We start from the raw sequence: 10,996 nt of genomic DNA on the forward strand, positions 1-10,996 counted from the left end.
ATAAATGCAGAAATTATCAAGAGCATTTTGTTTCTCTTGATAATTCATAATTCAGTCATTTATAATTATATCTTCTCTTTTGGGGTTGAACAGGAAAATATTCATGAGCACTATCAATCCGGAGATAATAGCACTGATGAACCCGATGTTCATTAAATACGGGGATTTATCGATGAACAGGAAGGCAACAAGGCTGGTTACCAATAAAGCCAGCAACAGCCATTTCGAGAATAATCTTCTTTGAATAAACCGGTTATTGAGATCGAGCAGATACACATGTGTGGCCGCCAGCAGGAACAGCATATTCAATTTCCAGATCTGGGCGATTTCTACTATAGCCAGCAGAAAAGAAGCCAGGAAAAGTACCTGCACGACCAGTAGCGAAGTGTTGATCAGCCTGAATGTGCGTGAATTGATCTTGCTAACCGTTAATACCTGGAAAAACAGGAACAGGCAACTGATGAAAAACGGAAGTACCCTGGTCAGTCTCCAGGAAAATTCACTCCATCCCAAATAAAGTAAGATCATAAGTGCCAGGAACACCCATGCTAATAATGCGGGCCATTTAGCTCTCATGTGAAGGTTTTATATATTTTACAGCAAAGACGCAGACATCATCCACCTGGTCTACATCGTGTTTCCAGGAATCAAACGTTCGTTGGATTTCTTTGTATTGTTCATCCATATCCAGGTGATAAATGGTTGAAAGCAAGGTTTTGAAAGGCCGGGACTTGAATTTTTTCAGTCGGTCACCACCAAACTGATCCACGTACCCATCGGTGTACAAATACACACAATCTCCGTGTTCCAGCTGGAATTCCTGCATATCGAACGGTTTTGCATCGATAAACTGGCCGATCGGTTGTTTGTTCGGTTTCAATTCAATGACTTCCCCGTTGCGAATGATGACACATTCGTTATTTGCGCCGGCGAATTTTAATATTCCTGTTTTCTGATCAATGGAACAAAGCGCGATGTCCATCCCGTCTTTTACGTCGGATTGACCTTCGGCACGGAATGCATCAATTACAATCTCGCGTAATTTGTTCAGGATATCATTCGGCTCGGTCAGTTTGAATTCATTGATTGCGCGCAATAAACCGTTGTTACCGACAATACTCACCAATGCGCCCGGAACTCCGTGCCCGGTACAATCGACAGCAGAGAAAATCACTTTCCCCTGAACTTCGCGTGCCCAGTAGAAATCACCCGAAACGATGTCTTTCGGGCGGTAGAACACAAAGTGTTGGCGGAACAATTCGTTCAAGCGGGAAGTAGTCGGAAGGATCGTGGATTGAATCCGTTTCGCATAGTGGATACTATCCAGGATATCCATTGTTTTAGCGGTAATTTCTTCTTTCTGGATTTCCAGCTGGTGATTTTGTTCTGCAATTTCTTTTGTTCGCTGCTGTACAATCTCTTCCAGTTTCTGATTTTGTCTTTTCACACGCTGCGTAGAAAGCTGCACTACGAAATAGATCAGGAAGATTAACAAGATGACATAGAAAATATAGGCCCAAACTGTTCGGTACCAAGGGGGACGCACAATTATTTCATACGTCAGTACTTCGCTTTCAATTCCATAAGCGGATTTTGCTTTTACCTTGAAGGTGTAGGTTCCTTCCGGAATTTTCTCGAAGTTGGCAAAGTTCAATGGCGACCATTGCGACCACTGATCACTAAAGCCTTCGAGTTTGTAGCTGAAAGTTGTAGGCCCTAAGCAGGAGAAAGAATTGGCGTGGAAAATCAGTTTGAAGGAATTTTGGGCGTAATCCAGGCCTTCCAGTTTTTTGCTTTTTGAAATGTCGAACAGGAAACTTTTTCCATTGACCTCGAAACGATCGATCTGCACTTTGAACGGATTCCGGTTTTTGCGGATCGCATCCAGGTTCAAAACAAATAATCCGTCGTTTGCACCGATCCAGACTTCGTTTGCTGCAGGATTCTTTTCAACGGCAAAGACCAATCCGGCGTTTTTCAAACCGGTCAAAGGCCATGCTGTCCATTCCCATTCGGAGCCGCGTTTGCGGAACCACCCGAAAATATTTTCAAACTTTCCGTCTTTTTTATCCTGGTAAACAACCACCCAGAGTTGTTCGTCGTTCACATTGATAATCCGGTGAATGGTATTCTTGTAATTTTTCGTTTTGAAGGCTTTCGAAGGTTCGAACGGATCAATTTTCCCGGTTTTTTCGTTGTAAACGAACATTCCGTTTGCCGTTCCTACAAAGATTTGCCCTTTAAACTCTTCCACATAGAAGTTGTTGTTCTGATCCTCTTTACTCAGGCTCGGAATGTTTACCGATTTAAATTTCTTGGTAGCCAGGTCATAAATCCCGACTCCTTTTGAGCGGATACTGAAGTAAACCTTGTTGTGCAGGTAAGCGAGACTCACCGTTTCACCGCCGGCATCTCCGACCAATTCTTCGAAATCCCATTTCCCATTCGGGAGCAGGGTCATTTTTGCCAGCCCGCCTTCCAGCGTGAGGTAAATGGAATTCGGGTCTTTGGGATTTTTCTCGAAAGCAATGGCATACCGGTAAGATGCTGAAATGTGCTTCGAAGTCGCAGGATTCAGATCGAAAACCCCGTTGTACCCGATGATCATGGATTTATTCCCTTCGCGGGTTTTGATCGTTTCGATGTCGAAAATAATCTCGTTCAGTGATCCGTAAGGAACCAGTTTTGTTCCCGATTCGCTTTTCTGAGGAGAAATAAGCCCGTTGTGTGTCCCGATCAAAGGAATCCCGGAATTGAAATCAATGGTCTCAATTTGTGAGATGACTCCTTCGTTCTTGTGAAAGTAGGAGAGCGGAGAACCTGTTTCAATGAACTGGATCCCGTTTCCAAGACAAAGCCACAGGTTGAAATCGTTGTCAAAAAAAGATTGATTGATCGTTAAGTTTGCCAGGTCATCGTCGAGGTTGTATTCGCGGATGATTTTCCCGGAAAGGTCACCAATCACCAACCCGTCGTTTTCGGTACTTACCAGCAGGTAATTCCCGGCTTTTGTAACGGTATTCACGAAATATTTGCTCAGGCACGGGAATTTGGTACGCGGCACCGAATCCCAGCGCTGTGTATTCCCGGCAGAATTGCTGACACTGTAAATTTTACTGCGGGCATCGACTACATACCAGATATTATCGATCTGGAAACTTCCGCGGATATTCTTAATGTGTACCGAATGCGGCAATTTGATTTCTTTCAGTTTCGAATTGACTACATCGTAGTACAAATAGTTCTCTACCCGTGATTTGAATTCGGCTTTTGACTGGAAGGTCATTAGAACACCGTTCAGCACCCTGCAGGAAGTTTTGCATTCCAATTCCTGGTAAGCAGCCGGCAGTTGAAGCGCAGTAGCTTTCCCGTTCTTAAAAACGTACAATCCTTTTTCAGCAGCGAAGAGCATGGAATTGTCTCCCAGTTCAAAGATGTTCCAAACCTGCCCGATATTGTTCTTTAATCCGCCGTAAAACACCGGGTAATAAACCAATTCGCCTTTGCTGGAATAATCCAGGTAACCGAAGTTATTATCGCGGCCCACGTACACGCGGTCGTCGGAAGCCAGGTATAATTTGGAAACGTAAGTATCCGTACAACTTTCCTGGATGGCTTTCTTTGTTTTTTCCTTATCGGTTTTGATTTTGGACCATTCGATCCCGTTGAAAGAAAGGATGTCCTGGCGGTTCCCGAAAAGTACATTTCCGTTGGCAGCTTGTAACCCGGTCCAGATCTGACCTGCACTACCGTAATCGTTAATCGAAAAGTGTTTCGTATTGATCCGCCCCTGCAGGGTAATGTTCTGAGCGGGGGAAAGTACCGCAAAATGAACAGTAAAAAGAATCAATAAGAGTACCAGCTTGTTTTTCAGCATTTCTTTCCGTTATACGATACGAATATATAAATAAAAAAACACCTGAAGTCTATTTTTCTTCAGGTGTTTCCCTCACTGTTTGAAGTGAAATATCAGTAGTTTAACTTTCTGCTTTTTTCTGTTGCACAAACCAGATTCCACAAGGCTCTTGCACCAACGTTGGCGTCCCAGTCACTGTCTTTTCCGGGAGCAACTTCGTTCAGGTCAAAACCAATAATTTTCTTCCCGGATTCTACCAACCGGAAGAATAAATAATTGATCTGCTCCAATTCAAATCCTCCTACAACCGGAGTTCCGGTATTCGGGCACAAAGACGGAAGCAATCCGTCGATATCAAAGGAAATGTAAACGCGTTCCGGCAATTCGTTCAGGATCATGGAAACCTGCTCTTTCCAGGTTTGACCTTCGTATAGTCCTTTTTTCAAGTCCCAGTCGTAGAATGTTTTCACCCGCGGGTCCGAATCGGAAAGCATGACTTCTGAATGTGCAATATCGCGAATCCCGACCTGAACCAGTTTTTCCAGGTTGTTGCACGATTGCAATACATTGTACATGATACTTGCATGTGACTGCTGAAAACCTTCGTAAGCTTCTCTTAAATCTGCATGCGCATCAATCTGAAGAATACCAAATGGTTGTCCCTGGTCATTTAAAGCTTCCATTAAACCCAAAGGAGTACTGTGTTCACCTCCCAGAACCGCTACAATTTTATTCTCAGCGAGTAATTTCGTGGCACGTTCTTTCAGGTTGTTTCTCAGCAAATCCGAAGTGGCGTTCACTTTTTCAAGTACTTCCACATACGGGCTGTTTTCCTCCAATTCGCCACCTTCTTCCAGGAAACCAATGTACTGAACGGTATCAATACACATCTGATCGTTGATCTGTTTCATTTCTGCGGAAATAGGAGTCATGAAAACCTGCGTATTCCATGCTTCCGGCAATTGCGGATGATAAAAATCCAGCTGGGTACTTGCGTCCAGGATTGCTTTCGGGCCATCGCTTGTTCCTTTTCCGTAAGATGCGGTTGCATCCCATGGAACGGGGATAATCACAATATTTGCATCCTGTTCTTCCACCGGAAAACCAAAAATGTTCCCGTTTGCTATACCAACTCCGTTCGGATCGAATTTCTTATCCATTAATCAGGCTTTTCACGAAATTAGGTAAGGCGAAACTTGCTTTGTGAATATCCGAATTGTAGTATTTCAATCCTTTCGCGCTTACAAACTCGTCGATTTGAGCATCGTTTGTAATGGATTTTGGCTGAGCACTTCCTTTTAATCCGTACTGGAAGCTCCACATTCCAGTTGGGTATGTAGGAACGAAGAACAAAGACACCGGTGCATTTTCTTTTCCGAAAATATGCTGAAGGGTAATGTTCAATTCGGTAAATGCCTGCTCGTTGAATTTAGGAGATTCTCCCTGGGCAACCAAAATTCCTCCCGGTTTCAAAATACGGTGACAGTTTCTGTAGAATTCTACGGAGAATAATCCTTCAGCCGGTCCTACAGGATCCGATCCGTCAACGATTACCAGATCAAACTCTTCGTTTGCAGCTTCTTTTGCGAAAGCAATTCCGTCGCCAACGATCAGGTTCAATTTCGGATGGTCGAATGAAGCAGCAATTCCCGGTAAATGTTCTTTACATGCTTTGATTACTTCCCCGTCGATTTCCACCATTGTTACTTTCTCCACACCTTCATGGCGTAAGAACTCACGTACAGTTCCACCGTCGCCACCACCGATCACCAAAATGTTCTTGGCATTTCCATGAGTAAACATAGCAGGGTGGGAGATCATTTCGTGGTAATGGAATTCATCTTTTTCAGTTGTCATGAACATATCGTCCAAAGTCAGCAACTTTCCGTACTTAGGAGATTCCAAAATACGCACGCGCTGGAACGGAGATTGAACATCGTAGAACACTTCACCTGTATAGCGTAAAGACAGCGCCTGGTTATCGTCCTTGTCTGTAAACCACACGTTACGGGTATACATTTCAGGATTTGTCCATTCACCGGCTTTCTGACGCATCGAAGAGATATCGAAGTCATTTCTTGTTAATAACTGAACTGCTCCACGCTTCATTTCCAAAGCAGAATAGTTCTTGGCACCAAAACATTCTTTCAGGTAATCGAATGAAATCCAGGCATCCATTTCCCCGCAAGTGAATAAATCCACTGCAGCATACCCGTATTCCGGCCATGTATGAATCGCCAAATGGCTTTCTTGAATTACCACTACACCTGAAACTCCGTATGGAGAAAAATGGTGGAATGTAGAATTAATCACAGTTGCACCTGCTTTCAAAGCCGCGTCTACCATGTCGCGCTCGATCGAAGATACATCATTCATAATGTGCGGATCGCACCCCATAAACTCAACCAGAATATGGTTCCCCAATGCATTACTCATTAGCTATTCAGTATAAATTATAAAAACGAGCGCAAAGGTACTGGTTTTAGATGGTTTAGAGGCGAATAATTTGAAAAAATAACAGAGAGTTAATTCCGAACTGCGAATTCCGAATTGCGAATGATTGGATTGGCTGTTAAAATGCAATTTTTCCACCAGGTGTTGATTTGATTAATGAGCTCATTTTTAGTGGATAAAAGAAGAAATAAAGAAAGGGCGTTTAATCCGGAATTAAGAATTCGTCATTCGCAATTGGTTAAACCCGTTTTCAATTTCCCGGATGATCAGGTCTTTCTTTTCCAGGTGCGGATGATGGCCGCAATTCGGAACCATTATTCCCTTCCGGTTTATCTTGTCCAGGACAATAGAATTTACCTGTTCTTCTGTTCCGTATTGATCGTTTGTTCCCTGCATGGCTAAAACGGGAATGTTGAACGATTGGATTTCTTCCCGGATGCCCCAGTTTCTGAATTCCGGATTTAGCCACGTGTTTGCCCAGGCATAAAACAATTCTTTGGTCTTTTCTCCGTGAATGCGGTACAAACCGTCCAGCTTACCGGATTCAAACGCTTCGATTGCGGGATGGATTCCAGCCAGGGTTTCTTCTTCTACAAAAGTATGCGCAGCCATTGTTACAACAGCCAACAGGTTTTTCAGTTGTCGTGAAGCGAGGATCAGGGCAATACTTCCACCGTCGCTGTGACCGACCAGGATGATTTTTTGGTCCGGGTTCAGGATTTCTTTCAGGACGTCCTGCGTTTCATCCGCATAATTGTGCAGGTAACGGATATCGCGCTCACCGGCCAAATCGCTTGATTTTCCGTGTCCGCTCCGTTCAATAACAATTCCCGGAAGGTTGAGCGCGTGGCATAATTCTGCCGGGAAACTTTTCCACTGGATAATGCTTCCCAGGGCTTCGTGAAGAAATACCAGAACCGGTTTTGGTCCGTTCAAAAGATTTGAATTGATCCATTGAATGTTGATTTCTTTGGTGCCTGATCGAATGATTTTTTCCATTTCCGGATCGTTATATATGGGTAGGGGCGGAAAATTTTCCGCCCCTACCATCATTATTTATTCAGAATGTATTCGAATCAGTTCTTCACGCGCTCTACGTAAACACCTGTTCTTGTGTCGATTTTAATGACTTCTCCCATGTCGATGAACAAAGGAACTTTCACTTCAGCACCTGTTGCAATAGTTGCAGCTTTCATAGAGTTTGTAGCTGTATCGCCCTTCACTCCCGGCTCCGTGTAAGTTACTTCGGAAATCAGGTACATCGGTAATTCAACTACCAAAGGAACTTCGTCGTTTGCATCGTATAAAATATTACAAACCATTCCTTCCATTAAGAATGCAGGTTTTTCGATCATCTTTGCAGGAATAGTCACTTGCTCGAATGTTTCGTTGTTCATGAAAATGAAATCCTGATCTTCCTGGTACAAGTATTGGTATTCGCGGTTCTCCACACGAACGATCTCAATTTTGTGACCTGCAGAAAAGGTGTTGTCAATTACTTTCCCTGTTTCGATAATACGCATTTTAGTACGTACGAAAGCAGGACCTTTTCCTGGTTTTACGTGTTGGAATTCAATGATCTGGCTGATCTTGTCATTGAACTTGATACATAACCCGTTTCGAATATCTGCGGTAGTTGCCATGCTTTTTGTTTATTGTTTTCGGGCGCAAATATAACCAAATTTTCATCCGCAACCCGATTAAAAATTAACGTTTCATAAGACGATCCGCTAGGATAGGTCAATTAAATCGATTACTTTTGTTGTCATTATGACAGTTTTACCCTTATTTCTAAGTGATGTCGGCGGTTCTGAGATCGTCTTGATCTTACTGGTTATATTGATGTTTTTTGGTTCAAAGAGCATCCCGGGAATCGCCCGTACCATGGGGAAAACAATGCATCAGATCAGACAAGCTTCACAAGATGTTCAAAACGAGATTAAAAAATCGGCAGGAGATGTGAAGACGGATTTCGATTTGCAGAAAATGGTCCGTGAAACGACCGATATCATTGAAAAACCGCTTTTGGAAGAATCGGTAAAAATGGATCAGATTATCCAAACTCCGACTCAATTCTCCAAACCTTTCGGTGCAATGCCGAATCCTTCATCGACCCCGGTCACAGATACGGATGTAAAGCCAACACTGGACCAGCCGGTTGCGGAACCCAATAAAGATTTAGCACAGGAATAATATTTAATATGTAGGTTCGCGATTAATCGCGAACCTACTGTTTTATATTAGCTAGTCATTTGAAATACCAGATCCTGGTAAACCTGCGCATTTCCCTTTTGCAGGTATTCGATTTCTTCCGCGCCTCCAAATGCAAGAATAGGAACAAAGGTAAATACTTCGTGTTTTTTTAATTCCCCCTGTTGTTTGAATGCTTCCCTGAACAAGCTTTCGCGCAACCAAACATTGCGGTCTTCTTCGTCTAGTAAAAGATCTTCGAAAAAGCCATTCATGCTCCAGATGAGGGTTTTGATTTCGCGGTACTGAATATCAATGATGCAGACATCTTCATCTACTTCCGTCAGTCTTCGGTAATAGAACAATTCTCCGAATGCGCTGATTGCAAAAGGAACATAATTGGGAACTTCTCTTCCGAGCCAGGTCCACAAACTGTCTTCAAAATCTGCCGGATTCACAAACTCAATCAGCCCGTCGTTGTATTTCCCGAATCCGCTCGTTTTCCAAATCTCAATCAGTGATCCAGGAACTTTGTTTTCGTATTTCCGGATCGTTTCTTCCGATGCTGGAACGCAGTCTGAACCGGGTTGGTAATAGGATTTGAAATTTTCAAGCATAGGTTATAAATTATGTAGGGGCGGAAAATTTTACGCCCCTACTATTTGTTAGTCTTCGTCCTGGTAGGTCGTTTCTTTCAATTTGAAATCTTTCCGGATTTCCGGATGTGAGATCTCGCCACCGGAATTCCCGACTTCTTTGGCAAAATAGGCGGCAATAACCCCAACGATCAAAACGATGATGGAAGCAGGCATCGCCATGGATTTCTTTTTGAATTCCAGGAATAAAGCGATGATTGACAGCGCCATAATTCCCCACATAATCGGCATTAATTCTTCCGCATGTTCTTCGTGGATATGGATCAGTGTTTCTGTTTCTTCACTGTTTTCCAATGTTTGCTGGATAGCATCCGGGCAATCCTGGGAAATGGTTCGTTGCTCCACAGCTTCTTCCACGAAATGTTCTGCACCTTCACCGGTCGCATCCGAAATTTGAGCGGTAATTCCCGCAATGACGAATAATAAAAGTCCGACTCTACGAGTAACGGATGATTTTGCCAGGATCCCGATCAATAGAACGATGATTCCTAAAATCAGCCCGATAATCGGAAAATGGTTAATGATTAAGTGTGAATGTGCTGCGTTCATAAGCGTTGAATTTGGGGTCGAAAATACGAGAATAAACGAATAGTGCACCATGACAGACAATAAAAATCTGTGGGACACATCCGGCGATTTTTTTAATCATGCAGAAGCAACGCAAGCCTTTCACCTATTAATGAGCCGATTGCGACACCCATTCCTCCGAGACGTACTCCAACGGCAATGTTCGGTTTGATTTTTTCCAGGATCGGGCCTTTTTCAGTTCCGACTCCCATGGTTCCGGACCAGCGGTAATCGATCGAGAACTCTGCGTTTGGAATGATTTGTTCGCGCAGCAATTTCTCCAAAGCCTGCTGAATGAGTGCTGTTTGGTTGAGATCAAAGGTGTTTTCAGCTTTAAAATCCAGGTTCCTTCCACCGCCGAATAAAACCCGGTTCCCGACATTCCGGAAGTAGTAATAGCCTTTGTCCAGGTGAAAGGTTCCTTTGGCTCGGAGCCCTTTGATTTCCGAAGTGACCAAAACCTGTGCTCTTGCCGGTTCTACAAGTAAACCCGGTAAGAGTTTTTTAGCAAATCCATTGATGGTAACAGCTACCTTTTTCGACCGTATTTCTCCGTAATTTGTTTCTATGACCGCTTCATGATCGTCGGCATGTATTTGGGTTACTTCAATTCCATTCAGAACGATGATTCCATTTTTCGCCAGGTCTTTTTGGGTGGCTAAAAGCAATTTCCCGGTGTCGATAGCGCCTTCCAGTCGATTGAAATAACCGCCTTCAAACCCGCTGAAACCAAACTTCTCATTTACGTTTTTCTCAAAAGAGTAGCAATCCTTTTTACCGGTTATGAACTCAATCTGTTGGTTCAGGTATGCCAGTTTCGGATGGTAGATGGCTAAATCTTCTTCGTCCGTGATCAGATCGTAAGAACCGCAATTTTCGTAATGAATATCCGTGGCAGAGAAGCGTTGCAGCAACCGTTCCAAACCATCGTAGCGCAGTTTTACGGTGTTCCAAACACGTTCTTCCGGCACGTTTTCCAGGTCGTCCAATAGTTCCGTAACGCTGCCGAAACAAGCGAATCCGGCATTCTTTGTACTGGCCCCGAGCGGCAGATAACTGCGTTCCAAAATCACGATTTTTGCATCCGGATGTTGCCTTCTCAATTCCAATGCGCATGCCGAGCCAACAATTCCGCTTCCAACTACCAGGAAATCAATATTTTCCAAAAGCGTAACTTTTTCCCAGAAACTGAGTTGTTTAAATTGAATCATAGCAGCGAAAATGAACTTTTTTTACCGATATTTGTATGAATATACGCAGCGAATTTAAACCA

Annotated in this window: 10 protein-coding genes; 1 reads left to right on the forward strand and 9 read right to left on the reverse strand. The window is 43.4% G+C overall.

The features are described 5' to 3' along the window. Positions 1 to 51: 51 nt before the first annotated feature. The 6 genes from ABDW02_RS05790 to efp form a co-directional block, all read right to left on the reverse strand. Positions 52 to 576, reverse strand: a complete 525-nt coding sequence (locus ABDW02_RS05790; RefSeq protein WP_343633035.1) for a hypothetical protein — start codon at positions 574 to 576, stop codon at positions 52 to 54. Next, a complete protein-coding gene (locus ABDW02_RS05795) occupies positions 566 to 3,877 on the reverse strand; it encodes a SpoIIE family protein phosphatase (RefSeq protein ID WP_343633037.1) in 3,312 nt (1,103 codons plus the stop codon). Before ABDW02_RS05795 ends, ABDW02_RS05790 begins: the two co-directional genes overlap by 11 nt. A gap of 92 nt (positions 3,878 to 3,969) precedes the next feature. After that, positions 3,970 to 5,016, reverse strand: coding sequence for an agmatinase family protein (locus ABDW02_RS05800; protein ID WP_343633039.1), 1,047 nt, complete (start codon positions 5,014 to 5,016; stop codon positions 3,970 to 3,972). Beyond that, entirely contained in the window at positions 5,009 to 6,292 is a 1,284-nt protein-coding gene (speE, locus tag ABDW02_RS05805; RefSeq protein WP_343633041.1) for a polyamine aminopropyltransferase, read from the reverse strand. The genes ABDW02_RS05800 and speE overlap by 8 nt, the downstream gene beginning before the upstream one ends. Before the next feature lie 231 nt (positions 6,293 to 6,523). Then, on the reverse strand, positions 6,524 to 7,309 hold the full coding sequence (locus tag ABDW02_RS05810; RefSeq protein ID WP_343633043.1) for an alpha/beta hydrolase: 786 nt from the start codon (positions 7,307 to 7,309) through the stop codon (positions 6,524 to 6,526). Positions 7,310 to 7,386: 77 nt separating this feature from the next. After that, the gene (gene efp / locus ABDW02_RS05815) at positions 7,387 to 7,953 is read right to left on the reverse strand and encodes an elongation factor P (protein ID WP_343633046.1); all 567 of its coding nucleotides are present in this window, start codon (positions 7,951 to 7,953) and stop codon (positions 7,387 to 7,389) included. A 127-nt stretch (positions 7,954 to 8,080) separates the two neighbouring features. Here efp and ABDW02_RS05820 point away from each other — a divergent pair, with 127 nt between their 5' ends. After that, positions 8,081 to 8,503, forward strand: a complete 423-nt coding sequence (locus tag ABDW02_RS05820) for a twin-arginine translocase TatA/TatE family subunit (RefSeq protein ID WP_343633048.1) — start codon at positions 8,081 to 8,083, stop codon at positions 8,501 to 8,503. A gap of 47 nt (positions 8,504 to 8,550) precedes the next feature. Here ABDW02_RS05820 and ABDW02_RS05825 read toward each other — a convergent pair whose 3' ends face one another. From ABDW02_RS05825 to ABDW02_RS05835, 3 genes are all read right to left on the reverse strand, one after another. Beyond that, positions 8,551 to 9,117: a T6SS immunity protein Tdi1 domain-containing protein gene (locus ABDW02_RS05825; RefSeq protein ID WP_343633050.1), complete on the reverse strand. Its 567-nt coding sequence runs from the start codon at positions 9,115 to 9,117 to the stop codon at positions 8,551 to 8,553. A gap of 48 nt (positions 9,118 to 9,165) precedes the next feature. Further along, on the reverse strand, positions 9,166 to 9,705 hold the full coding sequence (locus ABDW02_RS05830; RefSeq protein ID WP_343633052.1) for a hypothetical protein: 540 nt from the start codon (positions 9,703 to 9,705) through the stop codon (positions 9,166 to 9,168). Between the two features lie 92 nt (positions 9,706 to 9,797). Further along, positions 9,798 to 10,934 carry an FAD-dependent oxidoreductase gene (locus tag ABDW02_RS05835; RefSeq protein WP_343633054.1) on the reverse strand — a complete coding sequence of 379 codons (1,137 nt, stop codon included), beginning with the start codon at positions 10,932 to 10,934 and terminating at the stop codon, positions 9,798 to 9,800. Positions 10,935 to 10,996 lie beyond the last annotated feature (62 nt).

Source organism: Fluviicola sp. (genome assembly GCF_039596395.1).
Lineage (GTDB): Bacteria > Bacteroidota > Bacteroidia > Flavobacteriales_D > Crocinitomicaceae > Fluviicola.

What these genes read in the sequence shown, in the direction of transcription:
- ABDW02_RS05790 (WP_343633035.1), bottom strand. Translation starts at nt 576, where the DNA reads ATGAGAGCTAAATGGCCCGCATTATTAGCATGGGTGTTCCTGGCACTT.
- ABDW02_RS05795 (WP_343633037.1), bottom strand. Translation starts at nt 3,877, where the DNA reads ATGCTGAAAAACAAGCTGGTACTCTTATTGATTCTTTTTACTGTTCAT.
- speE (WP_343633041.1), bottom strand. Translation starts at nt 6,292, where the DNA reads ATGAGTAATGCATTGGGGAACCATATTCTGGTTGAGTTTATGGGGTGC.
- efp (WP_343633046.1), bottom strand. Translation starts at nt 7,953, where the DNA reads ATGGCAACTACCGCAGATATTCGAAACGGGTTATGTATCAAGTTCAAT.
- ABDW02_RS05835 (WP_343633054.1), bottom strand. Translation starts at nt 10,934, where the DNA reads ATGATTCAATTTAAACAACTCAGTTTCTGGGAAAAAGTTACGCTTTTG.
- ABDW02_RS05810 (WP_343633043.1), bottom strand. Translation starts at nt 7,309, where the DNA reads ATGGAAAAAATCATTCGATCAGGCACCAAAGAAATCAACATTCAATGG.
- ABDW02_RS05800 (WP_343633039.1), bottom strand. Translation starts at nt 5,016, where the DNA reads ATGGATAAGAAATTCGATCCGAACGGAGTTGGTATAGCAAACGGGAAC.
- ABDW02_RS05825 (WP_343633050.1), bottom strand. Translation starts at nt 9,117, where the DNA reads ATGCTTGAAAATTTCAAATCCTATTACCAACCCGGTTCAGACTGCGTT.
- ABDW02_RS05820 (WP_343633048.1), top strand. Translation starts at nt 8,081, where the DNA reads ATGACAGTTTTACCCTTATTTCTAAGTGATGTCGGCGGTTCTGAGATC.
- ABDW02_RS05830 (WP_343633052.1), bottom strand. Translation starts at nt 9,705, where the DNA reads ATGAACGCAGCACATTCACACTTAATCATTAACCATTTTCCGATTATC.